Source organism: Neisseria flavescens (genome assembly GCF_001618065.1).
Classification (GTDB): Bacteria; Pseudomonadota; Gammaproteobacteria; order Burkholderiales; family Neisseriaceae; genus Neisseria; species Neisseria flavescens_A.
Genome location: NZ_LAEI01000001.1, coordinates 19,736 through 39,261, shown reverse-complemented (window position 1 = coordinate 39,261; position 19,526 = coordinate 19,736). Strand labels below are relative to the sequence as shown.

18 protein-coding genes and 1 pseudogene are annotated in these 19,526 nt (G+C 49.3%); 12 read left to right on the top strand and 7 right to left on the bottom strand.

Annotated features, from left to right (window positions below):
* Window positions 1-4: 4 nt before the first annotated feature.
* Both TW89_RS00210 and TW89_RS00205 read right to left on the bottom strand, forming a co-directional pair.
* The gene (locus TW89_RS00210; protein WP_004518924.1) at window positions 5-232 is read right to left on the bottom strand and encodes a SlyX family protein; all 228 of its coding nucleotides are present in this window, start codon (window positions 230-232) and stop codon (window positions 5-7) included.
* A 1-nt stretch (window position 233) separates the two neighbouring features.
* Window positions 234-1,607: a Na+/H+ antiporter family protein gene (locus TW89_RS00205; RefSeq protein WP_128580159.1), complete on the bottom strand. Its 1,374-nt coding sequence runs from the start codon at window positions 1,605-1,607 to the stop codon at window positions 234-236.
* A gap of 348 nt (window positions 1,608-1,955) precedes the next feature.
* On the opposite strand from TW89_RS00205, the gene TW89_RS00200 reads away from it, so the two are divergent.
* From TW89_RS00200 to TW89_RS00185, 4 genes are all read left to right on the top strand, one after another.
* Window positions 1,956-3,275, top strand: a complete 1,320-nt coding sequence (locus TW89_RS00200) for an MFS transporter (RefSeq protein WP_128580158.1) — start codon at window positions 1,956-1,958, stop codon at window positions 3,273-3,275.
* A 319-nt stretch (window positions 3,276-3,594) separates the two neighbouring features.
* A complete protein-coding gene (adhE, locus tag TW89_RS00195; RefSeq protein WP_128580157.1) occupies window positions 3,595-6,210 on the top strand; it encodes a bifunctional acetaldehyde-CoA/alcohol dehydrogenase in 2,616 nt (871 codons plus the stop codon).
* Window positions 6,211-6,335: 125 nt separating this feature from the next.
* Window positions 6,336-6,590, top strand: coding sequence for a helix-turn-helix domain-containing protein (locus tag TW89_RS00190; RefSeq protein ID WP_070591788.1), 255 nt, complete (start codon window positions 6,336-6,338; stop codon window positions 6,588-6,590).
* On the top strand, window positions 6,577-6,990 hold the full coding sequence (locus TW89_RS00185; RefSeq protein WP_128580156.1) for a hypothetical protein: 414 nt from the start codon (window positions 6,577-6,579) through the stop codon (window positions 6,988-6,990). Before TW89_RS00190 ends, TW89_RS00185 begins: the two co-directional genes overlap by 14 nt.
* A 296-nt stretch (window positions 6,991-7,286) precedes the next feature.
* On the opposite strand, the gene TW89_RS00180 is transcribed toward TW89_RS00185, so the two are convergent.
* From TW89_RS00180 to leuS, 3 genes and pseudogenes are all read right to left on the bottom strand, one after another.
* Window positions 7,287-8,102 carry a DNA-methyltransferase gene (locus TW89_RS00180; RefSeq protein WP_128580213.1) on the bottom strand — a complete coding sequence of 272 codons (816 nt, stop codon included), beginning with the start codon at window positions 8,100-8,102 and terminating at the stop codon, window positions 7,287-7,289.
* Entirely contained in the window at window positions 8,095-8,907 is an 813-nt protein-coding gene (locus TW89_RS00175; RefSeq protein WP_128580155.1) for a DNA adenine methylase, read from the bottom strand. The genes TW89_RS00180 and TW89_RS00175 overlap by 8 nt, the downstream gene beginning before the upstream one ends.
* A gap of 236 nt (window positions 8,908-9,143) precedes the next feature.
* Window positions 9,144-11,863: pseudogene (leuS, locus tag TW89_RS00170) on the bottom strand (leucine--tRNA ligase).
* 210 nt (window positions 11,864-12,073) lie between these two features.
* Between leuS and dnaJ the strand changes: the two are divergent.
* Entirely contained in the window at window positions 12,074-13,231 is a 1,158-nt protein-coding gene (gene dnaJ / locus TW89_RS00165) for a molecular chaperone DnaJ (RefSeq protein WP_128580154.1), read from the top strand.
* A gap of 65 nt (window positions 13,232-13,296) precedes the next feature.
* Here dnaJ and TW89_RS00160 read toward each other — a convergent pair whose 3' ends face one another.
* Window positions 13,297-13,701, bottom strand: a complete 405-nt coding sequence (locus TW89_RS00160) for a MarR family winged helix-turn-helix transcriptional regulator (protein ID WP_128580212.1) — start codon at window positions 13,699-13,701, stop codon at window positions 13,297-13,299.
* A 185-nt stretch (window positions 13,702-13,886) separates the two neighbouring features.
* Here TW89_RS00160 and TW89_RS00155 point away from each other — a divergent pair, with 185 nt between their 5' ends.
* The 5 genes from TW89_RS00155 to TW89_RS00135 all read left to right on the top strand — a co-directional run bounded on the left by TW89_RS00155 (window position 13,887) and on the right by TW89_RS00135 (window position 16,887).
* Complete coding sequence (locus TW89_RS00155; protein ID WP_128580153.1) at window positions 13,887-14,342, top strand: hypothetical protein; 456 nt, start codon at window positions 13,887-13,889, stop codon at window positions 14,340-14,342.
* Window positions 14,343-14,365: 23 nt separating this feature from the next.
* Window positions 14,366-14,803, top strand: a complete 438-nt coding sequence (locus TW89_RS00150) for a cytochrome b (protein WP_128580152.1) — start codon at window positions 14,366-14,368, stop codon at window positions 14,801-14,803.
* Between the two features lie 28 nt (window positions 14,804-14,831).
* Window positions 14,832-15,143, top strand: coding sequence for an antibiotic biosynthesis monooxygenase family protein (locus TW89_RS00145; protein WP_128580151.1), 312 nt, complete (start codon window positions 14,832-14,834; stop codon window positions 15,141-15,143).
* Between the two features lie 513 nt (window positions 15,144-15,656).
* Window positions 15,657-16,235 carry a TMEM165/GDT1 family protein gene (locus tag TW89_RS00140; RefSeq protein ID WP_128580150.1) on the top strand — a complete coding sequence of 193 codons (579 nt, stop codon included), beginning with the start codon at window positions 15,657-15,659 and terminating at the stop codon, window positions 16,233-16,235.
* A 1-nt stretch (window position 16,236) separates the two neighbouring features.
* Window positions 16,237-16,887: a TIGR01621 family pseudouridine synthase gene (locus TW89_RS00135; RefSeq protein ID WP_128580149.1), complete on the top strand. Its 651-nt coding sequence runs from the start codon at window positions 16,237-16,239 to the stop codon at window positions 16,885-16,887.
* A 75-nt stretch (window positions 16,888-16,962) separates the two neighbouring features.
* On the opposite strand, the gene TW89_RS00130 is transcribed toward TW89_RS00135, so the two are convergent.
* Window positions 16,963-17,889, bottom strand: coding sequence for a LysR family transcriptional regulator (locus TW89_RS00130; protein WP_003748251.1), 927 nt, complete (start codon window positions 17,887-17,889; stop codon window positions 16,963-16,965).
* A gap of 175 nt (window positions 17,890-18,064) precedes the next feature.
* On the opposite strand from TW89_RS00130, the gene TW89_RS00125 reads away from it, so the two are divergent.
* Window positions 18,065-18,814 carry a Nif3-like dinuclear metal center hexameric protein gene (locus tag TW89_RS00125; RefSeq protein WP_128580148.1) on the top strand — a complete coding sequence of 250 codons (750 nt, stop codon included), beginning with the start codon at window positions 18,065-18,067 and terminating at the stop codon, window positions 18,812-18,814.
* Window positions 18,815-18,936: 122 nt separating this feature from the next.
* Complete coding sequence (gene petA / locus TW89_RS00120; RefSeq protein ID WP_128580147.1) at window positions 18,937-19,518, top strand: ubiquinol-cytochrome c reductase iron-sulfur subunit; 582 nt, start codon at window positions 18,937-18,939, stop codon at window positions 19,516-19,518.
* Window positions 19,519-19,526: the final 8 nt, after the last annotated feature.

The window sequence follows — 19,526 nt, the reverse complement described above, 5'->3', positions numbered from 1 at the left end:
TTTATCAATAATGCGGCGGAATCTCGTCGCGCAGGCTGTACGGTTCGCGTTCGCCGTTTGCGCCTTTGTCCTGCATCCGTTGATACAGCAGCCGCAACTGGCCTTGCTGCAAATCCAAAGCCTGCTGCATCTTGGCGATGGTGTCGTTCAGGCTGCCGATTAAATCTTCCTGCAAGGCCGTCTGAATTTCCAGCTCCGTGACGCGGTGTTCCAATTCCTGAATATCGCTCATATCAAAGCACCATTGCGGCAATCCAGCCGGCAGCCATCAGCGGGATATTGTAGTGGATAAAAGTCGGGATAACCGAATCGCGGATGTGGTCGTGCTGACCGTCGGCATTCAAACCCATGGTTGGACCGAGTGTCGAGTCGGAAGCGGGGGAGCCGGCATCGCCCAGCGCACCTGCCGTGCCGACAATGGCCACGGTAGCCATTGGGGAGAAGCCCAAGCTGATGCACAAAGGCACATAAATCGCGGTAATAATCGGCAAGGTGGAGAAAGATGAGCCGATGCCCATGGTCACCAGCAAACCGACGCACAACATGGTCAATGCGGCCATGCCTTTATTGCCGCCGAACAAAGCCATGCTGTGTTCGACCAAAGGCTGAATCTCGCCGGTTGCGTTCATTACAGCGGCGAAACCTTGAGCCGCAATCATAATAAAACCAACCATCGCCATCATTTTGATGCCTTCGCCGAAGACATCGCTGGCGGCGGAGCGGTTCATCACGCCTAACATCATAAACACGGCAAAGCCCAACATAGCACCCAATACCAGCGAACCATCATACAAAAGCTGAATGGCAAAACACACGGCAATCGCCACGGCCGCTACCAAGCTGCGATAGGTTGACGGCTCTTGTTGTTGCACTGCTGCGCGGTTGTCTTCCGTGTCAGTGGTATTGTTTTGATAAATGCGCGGCTTGCGGTAGTGCAAAAAGGCCAGCAGCAAGCCGGACACCATGCCCAAAGCCGGAATCGCCATTGCATGCATCACATTGATGCCGCTGGTGTCCATGCCTGCCGAGCGGATATTGCCCAACATGATGTCGTTCAAGAAGATGGCGCCGAAACCGTAAGGCAGGAACATATAAGTCGTTACCAAGCCAAACGTAATCACACAGGCCACCAAGCGGCGGTCGAGTTTCAAACGGTTGAACACCAACAGCAGCGGCGGAATAATCATCGGGATAAACGCAATATGAATCGGCACAACGTTTTGGCTCATCACACCCATGCACAAAATAATCGCCAGCAGCAGCCATTTGACCGCGCCTTCGCCTTTCGCATTGCCTTCGCCGCCGTTGAGTTTGCGGATAATCACGCCGGCGAGCTGTTGCGGCAGGCCGGAATGCGTGATGGCCATGGCAAACGCGCCGAGCATGGCATAAGACAGCGCGATTTGTGCCCCGCCTTTCAGACCTTCGTTAAAAACAGGAATAATCCCTTGCTGCACCACATCGCCGGCCGCGTTGGTTACATTCTCCAAAGGCATACCGGCCACCAAGCCGCCGACAAACGCGCCGACAGCCAAGCTGAGCACCACATGCACGCGCGATAAAGACAGCACAAGCATGATGATGACCGCAATTACAACCGCATTCATATCATTCTCCGTTGTTCAGACGGCCTGTTATGTAAAAACAGGCAATCATCTGTTTACATATTACAAATAAACATCATAACCCAAGCATGAGGCCTTTGCAAAAAACGGCAGGCCGTCTGAAAAACAGACCATCAGTTTCAGACGGCCTGCCGTGAACTCTTATTCAGCGTTTTAATATGGCGTGCGGTTCTGGCGATAAAAATATCCAAAAAACACGCGCTTCCTATTCTTTGCATATGGTACCAATGTTAAAATCGACACAATGTCTCGGTTTCAGGTTTGTCACTGAAATTAAAGCATTTATTGCTAAAACCCAATTCAATCATACACAAACAAAGGAAAGAAGTTATGGATATTCTGACACGGCTGCACAATCTGCCGCCTTCCCGATTTCATTACAAACTTCTGGTTTTGGTCGGCATAGGTTGGCTGTTTGATGCCATGGATACAGGCTTGGTGTCGTTTGTATTGCCTGCTTTGGGCAAAGATTGGGCGCTGGCTCCGGCGCAGTTGGGTTGGATTGTCAGCATTGCCTTTGTCGGCATGGCTCTGGGCGCAGTATTCAGCGGCTGGCTGGCGGATAGATTCGGACGGAAAATCGTTTTTGCCGGCACGATGGTGGTGTACAGCATTGCCACAGGTTTGTGCGCGCTCGCGCCTGATTTGACGGTTTTGCTGGTGTGCCGCTTTTTTGTCGGCGTCGGCTTGGGCGGCCAACTGCCCGTCGCCGTGTCGCTGGTCAGCGAATATGCGCCGCCGAAAGTACGCGGCCGTTTTATTGTGTTGCTGGAAAGCTTTTGGGGCTTGGGCTGGCTCTCAGCCGCGCTGGTGTCTTATTTCTTTATTCCGCAAACCGGCTGGCACAGCGCGTTTTTATTCGGCGCCTTGCCCCTGTTTTATGTGCCGTTGGTGTTGAAATTCGTTCCCGAATCCGTACCTTACCTGCTTTCCCGCGGCAAAACCAACGAAGCGCACCGTTTGGTATCCGCGCTGGAAATACAATCGGGCATAACGCCGCCGACAGAAGCCGTTGCCGCACCTGCTGCCCCACGCGAACGCATCCGCTTCGTCCAACTTTGGCAACATCCGTTTGCACGGCGTACGTTGATGCTGTGGCTGGTTTGGTTCGGCATCGTGTTTTCGTATTACGGCATTTTCACTTGGTTGCCCAAACTGCTGGTCGAACAGGGCAATACTGTGGTTAAAACCTTTGAATATGTGCTGGTGATGATTGTTGCGCAACTGCCTGGCTATATTGCCGCCGCGGCTTTGGTGGAAAGAATCGGCCGCAAAGCAACGCTGGCAGGCTTTTTGGCAGCTTGCGCCGTGTGCGCATGGTTTTTCGGGCAAAGCACAACTGCGGCCGAAGTCATGGTCTGGGGCAGCCTGATGTCCTTCTTCAACTTGGGCGCATGGGGCGTTTTGTACACCTACACCCCCGAACTCTACCCCTTGCGCTTCCGTGCCTTCGCATCCGGCTGGGCAGGTGCCATCGGCCGCGTCGGCGGCATACTCGCCCCCATGGTAGTGGCGGCGATGGTGGGCAACAGCGGGGGCTTCGGCAATATCTTTATGATGTTTGCGCTGGTTATGCTGCTGATTGTGGCGGTAATCTTGGTATTGGGTGAAGAAACCAAAGGCCGTACGCTGGAAGACATCAGCCAATAAAAGGCATATATAAACAAAGGCCGTCTGAAAAAATATTTTCAGACGGCCTTTTTCATTTACGTTTGTAATTTTAATACATCGATTTTCTGTTTTTATCTTAATTATCGAGGAAAGCGACGAAGAATAACCGTCTTTGTTTTTGTGTAGATAAAAATATTATACTTCAAAGAATTAAAATGAATAAACGATAAAATGGCCGTCTGAAAAGTTCAATCATGGTTTGTGATGTAGGTCAAAGCAAAATGTAACTAAATTACCTATAGTTATCGTAGTGAAAATTTATTGACCTTATTGCCACCTTTTATTAAGGAGATACACCATGAACGCATCAGCCGACAACGTCGTCAGCCCAGCCGTAGCCGAGGTAAACAGCCTGGTTGACAAGGGTTTACGGGCATTGGACGAGTTTCTTAAGCTCGATCAGGAGCAGATTGACTTTATTGTTGCCAAAGCCTCCATTGCCGCGCTGGACAAACATGGTGTGCTCGCCATGCACGCGGTGGAAGAAACGGGACGCGGCGTGTTTGAAGATAAGGCAACCAAAAACCTATTTGCCTGTGAGAACGTCGTACGCCGCCTGCGCGATTTGAAAACCGTGGGCGTCATCAGCGAAAACGATGTAACCGGTATTACGGAAATTGCCGATCCGGTCGGCGTGGTTTGCGGTATCGTGCCGACTACCAATCCGACTTCCACCACCATTTTCAAATCCTTGATTGCGCTGAAAACCCGCAATCCGATTATTTTCTCGTTCCATCCGTCCGCCCAGCAGTGTTCCGCCCATGCCGCGCGTATCGTGCGCGATGCAGCGATTGCGGCCGGTGCGCCGGAAAACTGTATCCAGTGGATTGAAAAGCCGTCTATGGAAGGCACTTCCGCGCTGATGAAGCATCCGGGCGTGGCAACGATTTTGGCGACCGGCGGCAATGCGATGGTGGAAGCCGCGTACTCTTGCGGCAAACCTGCGCTCGGCGTCGGGGCGGGCAACGTACCTGCTTATGTTGAAAAAACGGCGGACATCAAACAAGTGGCGCACGATATTGTGATGTCGAAATCTTTCGACAACGGCATGGTGTGCGCCAGCGAGCAAGCGGTGATTGCCGATAAAGAGATTTACAAAGAGTTGGCCGAAGAATTCAAATCCTACGGCGTGTACTTTGCCAACAAAAAAGAAAAAGCCATGCTCGAAGAGTTTATCTTCGGTGTAACGGCGAATTGCGCCAGCTGTGGCGGGGCGAAACTCAATTCCGCCGTTGTGGGCAAACCGGCGGCATGGATTGCCGAACAGGCTGGGTTTAAAGTGCCTGAAAAAACAAACATCATCATCGCCGAATGCCGCGAAGTCGGTCCGAACGAGCCGCTGACCCGAGAAAAACTTTCGCCTGTTTTGGCCATGATTAAGGCAGATTCGACCGAACAAGGTTTGAAGTTCGCCGAAGAAATGGTTGCCTTTGACGGCTTGGGACACTCCGCCGCCATTCATACCGCCGATGAAGAATTGGTCAAAACGTTCGGCTCCCGCGTCAAAGCGCTGCGCGTGATTTGGAATTCGCCTTCCACCTTCGGTGGCATCGGCGACGTGTACAACGCCTTCCTGCCTTCTCTGACCCTTGGTTGCGGCTCTTACGGTAAAAACGCCGTCGGCGGCAACGTCAGCGCAGTCAATCTGTTAAACATCAAAAAAGTAGGCCGTCGGAGAAACAACATGCAATGGTTCAAAGTGCCCGCCAAAATCTATTTTGAACGCGATTCCATCCAATATCTGCAAGACATGAAAGACTGCGAAAAAGTCATGATTGTGACCGACCGTTCGATGGTTGATCTAGGCTTTGTCGATAAAATCACCCACCAACTGCATCAACGCAAAAACAAAGTGACCATCCAGCTGTTTACCGATGTCGAAGCTGATCCGAGCGTCCAAACTGTCTATAAAGGCACGGATTTGATGCGCAGCTTCCAGCCCGACACCATCATCGCACTAGGCGGCGGTTCGCCAATGGACGCGGCAAAAGCCATGTGGCTCTTCTACGAGCAGCCGCAAGTCGATTTTGAAGACTTGGTACAAAAATTCATGGACATCCGCAAACGCGCCTTCCGCTTCCCTGAATTGGGCCGCAAAGCCAAATTTATCGGTATTCCTACCACGTCGGGCACAGGCTCCGAAGTAACACCGTTTACCGTCATCAGCGACGGCGATAAAAAATATCCGATTGCCGACTACTCGCTGACACCGACCATTTCGATTGTCGATCCTGCGTTTACCATGACCGTACCGGCAGGCGTAACCGCCGATACCGGTTTGGACGTACTGACCCACGCCGTAGAAGCATACGTTTCCGTACTGGCGAACGACTTTACAGACGGCCTCGCCCTGCAAGCCATTAAGCTCGTGTTCCAATATCTCGAACGCTCCTACAAACACGGTGCGGCCGATCCTGAAGCGCGCGAGCATATGCACAACGCCTCCACCATCGCAGGCATGGCGTTTGCCAATGCGTTCTTGGGTATCAACCACTCGATGGCACACAAAATCGGCGGCAAATATCACGTTCCGCACGGTCGTGCCAACGCCATCCTGCTGCCGCACGTCATCCGCTACAACGGCACGCGTCCGCAGAAAACCGCCACTTGGCCGAAGTACAACTACTACAAAGCCGACCTGAAATATCAGGAAATCGCCCGTACCTTAGGCCTGCCATGCAACACACCGGCAGAAGGCGTCGAATCCTTCGCCCGCGCCTGCCATGAACTGGCGGTCAACGTCGGCATCAAAATGTCGTTGAAAGAGCAGGGTATCGATGAGAAAACCTTCCTCGACGGCAGAAAAGAGCTGGCTATGATGTCTTTTGAAGACCAATGCACCCCGGCCAACCCACGCCTCGCCATGGTGGCCGATATGGAAGAAATCCTGACCAAAGCCTATTACGGCGAATAAAATCGGGCAGATAAAAAGGCCGTCTGAAACCTGAATATAGGGTTTCAGACGGCCTTTCGTATTAGAACTAAAGTTGATACTTATTGTATGTGGAATTTAATTTGCAAACATTAAGAATAGTCATCATGAAATCAGAAATTTTAAAACAATTTGGCAAACATGTTCGTCATTTAAGACAACTCCAGGATTTAAGTCAGGAGGCATTGGCTGAAAAAGCGAATATGCACCGGACTTATATCGGAATGATAGAACGTGGAGAGCGTAACCCCGCCCTATTAAATCTTATTCGTTTGGCTAGCGCATTAGATATTTCTTTGCCTGAACTTTTAACTTTTAAGGACTATGTTAATGACGGGAACTGTGATAATGAATCTAACTGATTCGTATGGTTTTTTTAGAGAAAACGTCGGAAGGACGCTAGGAGATCTAAAACTTGAATATCAAACCAGATTTCCCGAGTTCACCTCTGAAATGAAGATAAATAAAGGCGGGGTAGGGCAGTTTATCGAGAAATTGATAGGACTTAACAATACAAATGCTTTGACAGATTTTGCTGATGGTGAGCTGAAAACCAATAAAGCAGATACAGATGGTGCACCACTAGAGACTATGTTTATCTCGCAGATTTCCAGTAACTTTGATCAGTTAATCAGCGATCAGATAAGCTTTGAAGATAGTTGGATATACCAAAAAATAAGAATTTGCTATATGTTCCTATTTGTAAAGTCGACGACGATCCTAACAAATGGTACATACAGTCAGCTTATCATGTGCAAATAAATGAAGGGGGTGAACTTTTCAGACAGTTATCTGCTGATTTCACGCAAATTAAAAGTAAGCTGTTAGCTGATATTAATTCCGGCGACGGATACATTCATACATCAAACGGTGTGTTTATCCAAATCAGATCAAAAGATTCTAAGCCATACCATCCTATATTTTCTGCACAATATAATCGGAATATTTCTAATAAGAATCATGCATTTTATTTTAAAAAAGAATTTATGCGGGAAGTTCGTGAAATGGCCAGACAGGGTAGGGATGGTGTTGTTCGAATAATTTAAAATAAGATGGGGCTACAGCTTTTGTTGTAGCCTTTTCTTTGCTAATTCAAAAAAATCTTCTTCTAGTTCGCAACCACAAAATTTCCGACCATGTTTTAAGGCAGCAACGCCTGTTGTGCCGCTGCCCATGAAAGGGTCAAAAATTAAATCTCCGATGTTTGAAGCTGAGAGTATGCAGCGTTCAAGTAAGGGGAGTGGTTTTTGTGTCGGATGTTTGCCGAATGTTTTTTCGGCTTTGTTTGGAGGAGAAAATGTCCAAACACATTTCATCTGCTTGTCATTATTTTGTGCTTTCATCATTTCATAATGAAACGTGTGTTTGGCTTTTTTATTTTTCTTTGCCCATAAGATTGTTTCTGTCGAATGGGTAAAAAAACGGCAGGACAAATTAGGGGGAGGATTGGGTTTTTCCCAAGTAATATTGTTCAAAATATGGTATCCGATGGTTTGCATCAGGTAGCCGATTAAATAAATATTATGGAATGTGCCGCAAACCCAAATTGTGCCGTTTGGTTTTAATAAGGCGTAACACAGTCGAAGCCATTCTTCGTAGAATTCCAAATCTGCCGCCATCCCTTTGGATTTATCCCAGTTGCCTTTATTGACGGAAACTATTTGTCCGTTTTGACAACTGAAACCGTCATTGGAAAGAAAGTAAGGCGGGTCTGCGAAAATCATATCAAAACAGCCGTTCGGATGTTTTTCCAATATCTTCCGCATGATGTTAAGGGAATTTTCGTTGTAGAGAACAAGGTCGTCTGAAACGATTTTTTTCAAACGACTTTGATAAATGGCAGCTTCTTCAGCCAGTTTGTTGAAATCACTCATAAATTGCCAATAATTCTCCGACTTTTTTGCGACTGCTGCCCTTTGCGGCAATATTGCGTTGTACTTCAACCGTTTTTAGAATGGCAGAAGAATAAATATTTCTCGTAAATTCAGTATCATGATTTGAAATCAAAACGCCTTGAGAGTTAGGTGCAATTTGTTGGGCTGTCTGGGCAAGGCGGATTTGATCGTCCAAATTGAAGCCTTCTTTGGCATAAGTGGTAAATGAAGCGGTTGGGCTTAAAGGTGCATAAGGAGGATCACAATAAACAGTATCTGTATTGTTTGTCAGAGATAGGATTGTTTGAAAATCTCCGCACATTAATTCAACTCTGTCAGATTTTTGAATGAAACCTTCCATTTCTTGTTGTGGAAAGTAAGGAGATTTGTAGCGTCCGAATGGCACATTGAATGCCCCTTTGCTGTTGTAACGGCATAAACCGTTAAAAGCATGGCGGTTCAAATAAATAAATAGCGCTGAACGTTCGTGTAGATCTTGGCTGAAGTTGAATTGTTCCCGCAATTCATAGAATCTTGAATCGCTATTGTTTTCGGAAGTAAAGAAAGAGCGGGTATAGTCTATGAATCCGGATTTTTCTTCTTTTAGGATACGGAATAAGCCGATTAAGTCAGCGTTAATATCATTGAGCAGATAATGTTCGAAATCCAATGCGAGAGACAAAGCGGCAGAACCGCAGAAGGGTTCAATCAGACGTTTTCGTGCAGGAGTGGGTAGATTGTGTTCGATAAAGGGGACAAGTTTATGTTTGCCACCAGCCCATTTTAGGAAGGGTTTTGAAGCCATTAGGATGCCAAGTACAAGCGTGGTTGATTGGCTTCGAATTGTGCCAAAACATCGTGAGGAATACAACGGATTTATGTTTTAGGGACGTGTGTAGAGTGATTCTAAATCCAATGGAACCTTTTCATCCCAATGTGTTATTGGACTTATCAGCTTAATCTACCTTAAAAAGGCCGTCTGAAAACCTGTTTCCAAGTTTCAGACGGCCTTTATCCGTGTGGCTAAACCTTAAAAGCGGTTTAGACAACGATATTCACCAAGCGTCCGGGAACGACGATGATTTTCTTCGCAGGCTTGCCTTCCATGAATTTCACTGCGCCTTCGTTGGCAAGGGCGGCGGCTTCGAGGTCGGCTTTGGATGCGTCGGCGGCAACGGTGATTTTGCCGCGCAGTTTGCCGTTGACTTGAACCATCACTTCGATTTCGGATTTGACCAAGGCTGCTTCATCGACTGTCGGCCAGCCTGCTTCCCACAGTTTTGCGCCGTTCAATTCGCTCCACAGGGTTTCGCAGATGTGCGGCACGATGGGCCACAACAGGCGTACGGCGGTTTCCAATACTTCTTGGGCGACGGCGCGGCCTTGTTCGCTGCCGGTGTCGGTTTTGTCGTATTGGTTGAGCAGTTCCATCACGGCGGCGATGGCGGTGTTGAACTGCTGGCGGCGGCCGTAGTCGTCGCTGACTTTGGCGATGGTGGAATGCAGTTTGTGGCGCAGGTCTTTGAGTTCTTTAGACAAACCGTCTTGGCTGCCTGCGAACGCTTTTACTGCTTCGCCTTGTTTCAGGTATTCGTAAACGGTACGCCACAGACGACGCAGGAAGCGGTGCGCGCCTTCGACGCCGCTGTCGCTCCATTCGAGGGACTGTTCGGGCGGTGCGGCGAACATCATGAACAGGCGGGCGGTGTCTGCGCCGTAGGCGTTAATCAGCTCTTGCGGATCGACGCCGTTGTTTTTGGACTTGGACATTTTTTCCGTGCCGCTGATGACGACAGGCAGGCCGTCTGCTTTCAGAACGGCGGAAACAGGGCGGCCTTTGTCGTCAAAAGTCAGCTCGACATCGGCAGGGTTGATCCAGTCTTTGCCGCCTTTGTCGTTTTCGCGGTAGTAGGTTTCGCAAACGACCATGCCTTGCGTCAGCAGGCGTTCAAACGGTTCGTCAACATTGACCAAACCTTCGTCGCGCATCAGTTTGGTGAAGAAACGCGCGTACAAGAGGTGCAGAATCGCGTGTTCGATACCGCCGATGTATTGGTCGACCGCACCCCAGTATTTCGCGGCTTCAGCCGATACCATGCCTTCTGCGAACTTGGGCGACATGTAGCGGAAGAAGTACCAGCTCGATTCCATGAAGGTGTCCATGGTATCGGTTTCGCGTTTCGCCGCGCCGCCGCAGCATGGACAGGTGGTTTCGTAAAATTCGGGCATTTTTGCCAGCGGCGAACCCATGCCGTCGGGTACGACGTTTTCAGGCAGGACGACCGGCAGTTGGTCGGCTGGGACGGGTACGTCGCCGCATTTTTCGCAATGGATGATGGGAATCGGGCAGCCCCAGTAGCGTTGACGCGAAATACCCCAGTCGCGCAGGCGGTATGTGACTTGTTTTTCGCCTAAGCCTTGTGATTCTAAATCCTCTGCAATTTGCTCCATTGCTTCAAAAGAACTTAAACCATCATATTTTCCTGAATTTATCAGATTGCCATACATTGAAAAAGAAGGGTTCCAGCCTTGTTCCCATAACATTTCCAAAGGCATTGCTGCAGGGGGATGTGAATTATTTAAATGATCTTGATCTTTTGTTTTTGCCATTTGGCTTTAGAAGGTGGGTTATCACCATATGGCATAATAACAGGTTTGATAGGTGGCAATTTATCAGCATATTTTTTAGCGAACTCGAAATCGCGTTCGTCGTGCGCCGGAACCGCCATCACAGCGCCGTCGCCGTAGCCCCACAATACATAGTTGGCAATCCACACTTCCAGCTTGTCGCCGTTGAGCGGATTGACGACGTAGCGGCCGGTCGGTACGCCTTTTTTCTCCATCGTCGCCATGTCGGCTTCGGCAACGGAGCCGGCTTTGCATTCAGCGATAAATGCCTGCAATTCGGGTTTGTCGGCGGCTGCGGCGGTTGCCAATGGATGTTCGGCGGCAACGGCGACATAAGTCGCACCCATCAGCGTGTCGGGACGGGTGGTATAAACTTGCAGGAATTTCGAGTAATCGCCTTCCAAACCTTGTTTGCTGTCGTCTGAAACGGCGAAGCGCACGGTCATGCCGCGAGATTTGCCGATCCAGTTGCGCTGCATGGTTTTGACTTGTTCCGGCCAGTGTTCCAGCTTGTCCAAGTCGTTGAGCAGCTCTTCGGCGTAATCGGTGATTTTGAAGTAATACATCGGGATTTCGCGTTTTTCGATTAACGCGCCCGAACGCCAGCCGCGCCCGTCGATGACTTGCTCGTTGGCAAGGACGGTTTGGTCGACGGGGTCCCAGTTTACCGTGCCGTTTTTACGATAGACGATGCCTTTTTCAAACAGCTTGGTAAACAGCCATTGTTCCCAGCGGTAGTATTCGGGTTTGCAGGTGGCGACTTCGCGCTCCCAGTCAATCGCAAAACCCAGGCTTTTGAGCTGGGTTTTCATGTATTCGATGTTGTCGTAAGTCCAAGCGGCAGGGGCAACGTTGTTTTTCATCGCCGCATTTTCCGCCGGCATACCGAACGCGTCCCAACCCATAGGCTGCATGACGTTGAAGCCGTTTAAGAGTTTGAAGCGGCTCAATACGTCGCCGATGGTGTAGTTGCGCACATGCCCCATGTGCAGCTTGCCGCTGGGGTAGGGGAACATGGAGAGGCAGTAGTATTTGGGTTTGGAAGCGTCTTCGGAGACGTTGAAAATACGCTCGTCGCCCCATTTTTTCTGCGCCGCAGGCTCGATGGCGGCGGGTTGGTAATGTTCTTGCATGGTCATTCTGTTTTTCGCTTGAAAACGTTGGAAAAAATAAAGATGGGATTATAGCAGGTTGTCGGGTCTGTCGGTTTGACAAAGGCCGTCTGAATGTTTGGATGTCGGAAAAGCACAATTTCAGACGGCCTTGAAAATACTGACTTGAGTTTTTGATACTCGCCCACATATCCCACCCAGTTTGAATTCATTCTTAACACTATCAAAATTATGAGCAATAAAGATTTTTACGAAACCCTTGGTGTTGCCCGCAGCGCTAGCGATGATGAAATCAAAAAAGCCTACCGTAAGCTGGCAATGAAATACCATCCTGACCGCAACCCTGACAACAAAGAAGCGGAAGAAAAATTTAAAGAAGTCCAAAAAGCTTACGACACCTTGTCTGACAAGGAAAAACGTACCATGTACGACCAATACGGCCATGCCGCGTTCGAACAGGGCGCAGGTGCGGGCGGATTCGGTGGCTTTGGCGGTTTTGGCGGCCAAGGCGGATTCGGTGGTGCGCAAGGCTTCGATTTTTCCGATATTTTCAGCCAAATGTTCGGCGGTGGCGGCAGCTCAGGCGGCCGTCAGCCGGATTACAGCGGCGCAGACTTGCAGGTCGGCATAGAGATTTCGCTTGAAGAAGCCGCCAAAGGCGTGAAAAAACGCATCAACATTCCGACTTACGAAGAATGTGATGTCTGCCACGGCTCAGGTGCCAAACCGGGCACATCCGCATCGACTTGTTCGACCTGTCACGGCTCAGGTACGGTACACGTCCGCCAAGCCATTTTCCAAATGCAGCAGACTTGTCCGACTTGTCACGGTACAGGCAAAGAAATCAAAGATCCTTGCGTCAAATGCCGTGGTGAAGGCCGTACTAAGACCAGCAAAACGGTTGAAGTCAACATTCCGGCAGGCATCGACGACGGGCAACGCATCCGCTTGAGCGGCGAGGGCGAACCGGGTCAACACGGTGCACCGGCAGGCGATTTGTACGTCAATGTCCGCGTAAGACAGCACAAAATTTTCGAGCGCAACGGCTTGGACTTGCATTGCGAACTGCCGATCAGCTTTGCCATTGCCGCATTGGGCGGTGAAGTCGAAGTGCCGACTTTGGACGGTAAAGTCAAACTGCACATTCCGAAAGAAACGCAAACCGGCCGCCGTATGCGCGTGAAAGGTAAAGGCATCAAGTCTCTGCGTTCCAGCTCGACCGGAGATTTGTACTGCCACATTTTGGTTGAAACTCCGGTTAACCTGACCGACCGTCAGAAAGAGTTGCTGGAAGAATTTGAAAAAATCTCCTCCGGCCTCGACCTCAGCCAAACTCCGCGCAAAAAATCGTTTTGGGAAAAAGTAGGCGATTTGTTCTCCGATAATTAATCGTTGTGAAAAAGGCCGTCTGAAACCTGTTTACATTGAGTTTCAGACGGCCTTTTTTATATTTTTCAGACTTTTATCATCTTTTGTTGTTTCAATATAATTTTCTGTGCCATTTCCAAAAACAGTTTTTGCTCGTCTGCCGACAGATCCGCCAAGGCTTCTTGGTTGATGGCTTTGGCAATTTCGGTGGAGCTTGATTGTAAAGCACGCGCGTGTTCTGTCAGCATAATCAAACGGCTGCGTGCATCTTCAGGATTAGGCTCCCGTGTAATCAATCCGTCTCGCTCCATCCGTGCCAGAGTGTTGGCAATCGTTGCCTGCTTCAAATCGGCACGCTCAACTAATTCCTGTTGGCTCAAACCGTCTTTATTCCATAGCTCGATCAAAATTGGAAATTGTGCAGGCGCAATCCCCAGTGGTTTTAAGCCTTCGCTCAATAAAATGGCAAATTGGCGGGCAATGTGGTTCATCAGATAGCCGGCTGATTGGTCTTTGAATGAGTCGTTCACTTTGTTTCCTTTTAAAACAGATCTTTATGAATTATAGCGCAAGTATAGCTTGCTATATTAATCAATAGCAAGCTATGCTTATTTTAATTTAATAGCTTGCTATATAAATTTCAGGCGGCCTATCTTAAACATTCAAAGGAAATATTATGAACCGCGATACTTTACGCAAAATCCATGCTGCAGCAGGAGCATGTGCATGTTTATTCATCGCCTCATTTTGGATCAGTACCGTATTAAGCGAACTCTTCAGCTCGCATGAAACCATCATTGTCGTAAAGCAAACCATTGTTTATGCGCTATTTGGACTGATGGCTTGTATGGCAGTTGCAGGTGCAACAGGCATGAAAATGGGTGGAAAAAGCAAACATACTGCGATTGCCGCGAAACGCCGACGCATGCCGTTTATCGCTGCCAACGGAATGCTGATTTTGCTGCCTTGTGCCTTTTTCTTGAATAACCGCGCTTCTGCCGGACAGTTTGACAGCGTGTTTTATATCGTTCAAATCGTAGAACTGATTGCCGGTATGGCTAATCTGACGCTGTTGGGACTGAGCATGAAAGACGGATTTTCTATCCGTAAACCCAAATTGAAATCCATTTAATTGTTAATTTAAGAGAAAACATCATGAAACCTGATATTCCACAACGTTACGGCACTACAACCCGCTTTCTGCATTGGACTATGGCGGCCTGCTATCTGTTTATGTTTGCAACCGCCATTGCTTGGAATATGGATGAAAGTCTGAAGTTTTTGACTAATCCTCATAAGGCGGTTGGCTTTCTTCTGCTGATATTGTCTGCTTGGCGTGTGATGCGGGCAATCCGCCAGTCCAGCAATCGACCGGTTGGCAGTATGGCTGCCAAATTTGGACATTGGGCAATGTATCTCCTGATGCTTGCCGTTCCAGTCACAGGTGTTATGAGACAAATTACTCAGGAAGGACAGATTCACGGAGCACTGGCATTTTCGTTGTTGTTCTTGTCTCTGGGACACATTGGAATGGTTGTCTACCACTACATCAAAGGCAGATCCGTGCTGCCTCGAATGCTCGGAAAATCTTAATACCCCACACAAACAAGGAGCTCTTGATATGAATACCCGTAAAAAAACCATCATTGCCGCTATTACCACCGCTGTTTTGCTTTGCGCTGGCGGCTGCACTGCTAAAGCCGAACAATGGCGCTCAAAACGTGAAGCCATGCAGAACAGCGTTGTGCTCATCAACACCTTTGAAGTACCGCAGGGTAAGGAAGCTGAAGCTTTGGCTGCTTGGCAGAAAGCACGCGATTTCCTGAAAACCCAGCCGGGTTATATCAGCACACGTCTGCATCAAAATATTGACCCGAACGGCAAATACCATTTAGTCAATGTTGCCCGTTGGCGCACGCGCGGAAGACTTTAAAAGCCGCCTGACCCGACCAAAAATGAAACCGAACGACGTTTACGACCGAAACCAAACGAAACCGGGAACGGACCGGTAACCCGACCGTACGGTACCCGGGTTTAGTTTAAAGTAAGTTAGGAAAGCGATAGTCGCCGTCGAGGGTCGTTTAGGTAAGGAACGAAAGTAGGACGAAAGGTACGTTCCGGTACCCTAAACTTAGAACTACAAGACGAATAAATAACGAAACGGCCGTCTAGTAACTGTCTTAGTATGTAGTTCAGACGGCCTTTTGTTTTCTTTTTGTTGCTTCAGGCTATGGTTTGCCGTAAAATCCGCGCTTCACTCTTACGGGAGTAGCCATTCGGCGCAATGCCGAAACCGTTGTCAACATAATCGGCTTGTGCGGCCGTGGCAGCGGTATCTTCTCTGCTTTATCGGAAGACAGGCAAGACGTAAGCGTTGTCCATACCCTTGCGGGCGGTATGCACAGCGCTTTTTGTTTGCCCGCTTTTCGGTTGAGTATCTTAAATCATGGAAGCTTTTTTCTCCTCGACGCTGGGCGTTGCCATTGCCGAAATCGGCGATAAGACGCAATTGCTCGCGCTCTTTTTGGCTGCACGTTTTGCCCACAAAAACGCGATTGTTGCCGGTATCTTTATTGCAACCCTGTTGAACCATCTTGTTTCAGCCGCACTCGGTGTCTGGCTGGCATCCGCTATTTCTCCCGAAGTCATGAAATGGGTGGTCGGCGGCAGCTTTATTGCGGTCGGATTATGGCTGCTGTTGCCGGATAAAGACGAAGACCCTGATGGCAAATGGTTGAAATACGGCGCATTTACGGCGACGGTCGTCCTGTTTTTCTTGGCGGAAATCGGCGATAAAACGCAAATTGCGACGGTTCTTTTGGCGGCAAAATACCAATCTATCCTGCTGGTTGTGGTCGGCAGTATTGCCGGTTTGATGATTGCTTCTGTGCCTGCCGTGTATTTGGGCGAAATGCTGATGCGCAAGATTCCGGCCAAAGCAGTGCGTATTACTGCATGTATCTTGTTCTGCCTGCTGGGTATTTTGACCCTGCTTGGTGACGGTATTGTATTGAAGGCCGTCTGAAATGTGGGACATTGTTTTTGAACACGAAGACTTTGTAGTCATCAATAAGCCTTGCGGCGTATCGGTGCACAGCGAATCAGAAGGGAATGTTTGTCTGACCGCATCGCTGGCGCAGCAGCTCGGTGTTGAACGCGTGTGGCTGGTTCACCGTTTGGACAAAGCCACCAGCGGCCTGTTGCTGTTTGCGTTAAATCACGACAGCGCGGCCGCTTTGTCGGCGCAGTTTGTCGAGAAAACCATGCGTAAAACTTATTTGGCACTCGGTACGCACAAGCCGGCGAAAAAGCAGGGCTGGGTGAAAGGCGGTATGGCGCGTTCGCGGCGTGGTACATGGAAGCTGACGCGTGATGAGGATAATTTTGCCGTTACCCGTTTCAGCAGCCAAAGCCTGAAGCCCGGTTTGCGCCTGTTTGTGTTGCAGCCGTTTACCGGCAAAACCCATCAGTTGCGCGTGGCTATGAAAAGCATAGGCAGTCCGATTTTGGGCGATACGCTGTATGGCGGCGATGAGGCGGGACATCTGTTTCTGCACGCTTGGCGTTTGGTTTTCGACTATCGTGGCGAGCATTTCGATATTCGGGTTGCACCTGATAAAACATGGCCGTCTGAAATCGATTTGTCGGCGTGTTTGGGATCGGATGAGTCCGAATAGAAGCAGTGAAATTTTTGTGTATATTAGAAAAGGCCGTCTGAAAATTGTTCAGACGGCCTTTTGATTGTTTCAAGTTTACATTTCCAATTCGCTCAAGCCCGGCAAGTCGGCAAAACAGCGGTCATGCGTAATTTGGCAGAAGTTGTCCAGATAGCCTTTGTTGGCGTCTTCCGTACGAATGGCGGCATAAAGTTTGCTTTGCAGGCCGTCTGAAGTGATTTTGCGGTGGACGACGTAGCCTTTTTCCAAATACGGCATGACTGTCCAATAGGGCAGGGCGGCGATGCCGCGTTTGCTGGCAACCAGTTGAATAATGGCAATGGTCAGCTCGCTGTGGCGGCGCGGCGGATTAATGCCTTTAGGCAGCAGCACTTTTTTAGGCAAATCCAGCATTTCGTCGGGGACGGGATAAGTAATCAGGGTTTCGTCGATAAAATCTTCCGCTTCCCAAACGTCTTTGTCGGCAAGCGGGTGGTCTTCTGCGCAGATGCCGACCATTTCATAGGCAAACAGAGGGCGGTAGCTGATGCCGTTGAGCGGCTCGGCTTCGGAAACGATGGCAAGGTCGGCGCGGTGTTGCAGCAGCAGCCCGACTGGATCGGCTTGGAAACCGGAGACGATGTCCAATTCAACTTGCGGCCATAAGGGGCGGAACTCGCCCATGGCAGGCATCAGCCAGTCGAAGCAGGTGTGGCACTCGACGGCAAGCCTGAGTTCGCCGGCTTCGCCTTCAATAATCCGCACCAAATCACGTTCGGCGGCGGCAACCTGCGGCAACAGCTCACGCGCCAGTTGCAATAGGCGCATACCGGCCGGAGTGAAGCGCAAAGGTGTGGATTTACGTTCAAACAACGGCGTTTCGTAATAATTTTCCAAGGCGCGGATTTGGTGCGACAGGGCGGATTGGGTCAGGAAAACCCGTTTGGCGGCAAGGGAAACGCTGCCGGTTTCTTCTAAAGCCAGCAAGGTTTTGAGATGACGCAATTCGATAATAGAGTCCATGTGTTTTCAGACGGCCTGTGGGTAAGGTGGGTTATATTAAAATAATTCATGATGATGTGCAAATGATTAATGTTGGGAATGATTGCTGAAATCGGAATGTAAGAATTTGAGGCATAAACAGATTTTGCGGTTAGAATGCGAAGCTGTTTTTGAAGATAGATATAAGGAGCGGAATATGGTTTTACGCCGCGAAATTCTGGCTTGGTGCGATGAGACATTGCAGGTCGGGCTGTTTAAGGACTATGCGCCCAACGGTTTGCAGGTTGAAGGCAAAGAAGAAATTGCCAAAATCGCCACTTCGGTTACCGCCAGCAAAGCTGCAATCGATTTTGCAGTAGAGCAGGGGGCAGATATGCTTTTGGTTCACCACGGCATGTTTTGGAAAAGCGAGCCCGTCACGATTACCGGTTGGAAAAAAGCACGCATTGAAACCTTGCTGCAACACCAAATCAATATGGCGGGCTACCACTTGCCGCTGGACGCTCACCTGCAACTGGGCAATAACGCGCAGTTGGCCGAGAAACTCGATTGGGTGCTCGAAAAACAATTCGGCGAGCAAAACCTGTTGAATACAGGCCGTCTGAAAACCACGCAAACATTGGCGCAGTTGTCTGAACGCATTGAGGCGGTATTCGGCCGCAAGCCGACCGTTATCGGTGATTTTGAACGCGAAATCAAACGTATTGCCTGGTGCAGCGGCGGTGCGCAGGGGTTTTTTCAGACGGCCGTAGACGAAGGTGTCGATGCATATCTGACCGGTGAAATTTCCGAAGCGCAATATCATCTTGCCAATGAAACGGGTGTGGCGTTTATCAGTGCCGGCCATCATGCGACAGAACGCTACGGCGTACGTGCCTTAGGCGATGCCGTGGCAGAAAAATTCGGTATCGAAGTGGTTCACTTTGATGAAAACAATCCTGCCTGAGTATTGAGCAATATCATAAAACTTTACCTTATTTTAAATAATGCTTTGAGTATTACAACAAACTAGGTAGAATTACGCTGTTTAATGGCTCGGTATTCCCAAAATTTTAGGACGACTGAATAATGGATAATCAAGAAATCAACAACGGTCGCCGCCGTTTTCTGACACTGGCTACTTGCGGTGCAGGCGGTGTGGCGGCTCTGGGCGTAGCTACGCCTTTCGTGGCCAGCTTCTTCCCATCGGAGAAAGCTAAGGCTGCCGGTGCTGCTGTCGAAGTAGATGTCAGCAAAATCGAAGCAGGCCAAATGCTGACTGCCGAATGGCAGGGTAAACCGATTTGGCTGGTCAACCGCACGGATCAACAGCTCAAAGACTTGAAAAGTTTGGATGGCGCAGTTGTCGATCCCAATTCCGAAGTGGATCATCAGCCCGAAAACTGTAAAAACGAGACCCGTTCGATCAAGCCGAACCTCCTCGTCGCTATCGGTATCTGTACCCACCTGGGTTGCTCTCCGACTTACCGTCCCGACATTGCTCCCGCCGACTTGGGCGCAGACTGGAAAGGCGGTTTCTTCTGCCCTTGCCACGGTTCGAAATTTGACATTGCAGGCCGAGTATACAAAGGTGTTCCTGCACCGACCAACTTGGTTGTACCGCCTTACAAATATCTGAGCGATACGACTGTTTTGGTGGGCGAAGACTAAAAATAAGG

What these genes read in the sequence shown, in the direction of transcription:
- TW89_RS00210 (WP_004518924.1), bottom strand. Translation starts at nt 232, where the DNA reads ATGAGCGATATTCAGGAATTGGAACACCGCGTCACGGAGCTGGAAATT.
- TW89_RS00205 (WP_128580159.1), bottom strand. Translation starts at nt 1,607, where the DNA reads ATGAATGCGGTTGTAATTGCGGTCATCATCATGCTTGTGCTGTCTTTA.
- TW89_RS00200 (WP_128580158.1), top strand. Translation starts at nt 1,956, where the DNA reads ATGGATATTCTGACACGGCTGCACAATCTGCCGCCTTCCCGATTTCAT.
- adhE (WP_128580157.1), top strand. Translation starts at nt 3,595, where the DNA reads ATGAACGCATCAGCCGACAACGTCGTCAGCCCAGCCGTAGCCGAGGTA.
- TW89_RS00190 (WP_070591788.1), top strand. Translation starts at nt 6,336, where the DNA reads ATGAAATCAGAAATTTTAAAACAATTTGGCAAACATGTTCGTCATTTA.
- TW89_RS00185 (WP_128580156.1), top strand. Translation starts at nt 6,577, where the DNA reads ATGAATCTAACTGATTCGTATGGTTTTTTTAGAGAAAACGTCGGAAGG.
- TW89_RS00180 (WP_128580213.1), bottom strand. Translation starts at nt 8,102, where the DNA reads ATGAGTGATTTCAACAAACTGGCTGAAGAAGCTGCCATTTATCAAAGT.
- TW89_RS00175 (WP_128580155.1), bottom strand. Translation starts at nt 8,907, where the DNA reads ATGGCTTCAAAACCCTTCCTAAAATGGGCTGGTGGCAAACATAAACTT.
- dnaJ (WP_128580154.1), top strand. Translation starts at nt 12,074, where the DNA reads ATGAGCAATAAAGATTTTTACGAAACCCTTGGTGTTGCCCGCAGCGCT.
- TW89_RS00160 (WP_128580212.1), bottom strand. Translation starts at nt 13,701, where the DNA reads ATGAACCACATTGCCCGCCAATTTGCCATTTTATTGAGCGAAGGCTTA.
- TW89_RS00155 (WP_128580153.1), top strand. Translation starts at nt 13,887, where the DNA reads ATGAACCGCGATACTTTACGCAAAATCCATGCTGCAGCAGGAGCATGT.
- TW89_RS00150 (WP_128580152.1), top strand. Translation starts at nt 14,366, where the DNA reads ATGAAACCTGATATTCCACAACGTTACGGCACTACAACCCGCTTTCTG.
- TW89_RS00145 (WP_128580151.1), top strand. Translation starts at nt 14,832, where the DNA reads ATGAATACCCGTAAAAAAACCATCATTGCCGCTATTACCACCGCTGTT.
- TW89_RS00140 (WP_128580150.1), top strand. Translation starts at nt 15,657, where the DNA reads ATGGAAGCTTTTTTCTCCTCGACGCTGGGCGTTGCCATTGCCGAAATC.
- TW89_RS00135 (WP_128580149.1), top strand. Translation starts at nt 16,237, where the DNA reads ATGTGGGACATTGTTTTTGAACACGAAGACTTTGTAGTCATCAATAAG.
- TW89_RS00130 (WP_003748251.1), bottom strand. Translation starts at nt 17,889, where the DNA reads ATGGACTCTATTATCGAATTGCGTCATCTCAAAACCTTGCTGGCTTTA.
- TW89_RS00125 (WP_128580148.1), top strand. Translation starts at nt 18,065, where the DNA reads ATGGTTTTACGCCGCGAAATTCTGGCTTGGTGCGATGAGACATTGCAG.
- petA (WP_128580147.1), top strand. Translation starts at nt 18,937, where the DNA reads ATGGATAATCAAGAAATCAACAACGGTCGCCGCCGTTTTCTGACACTG.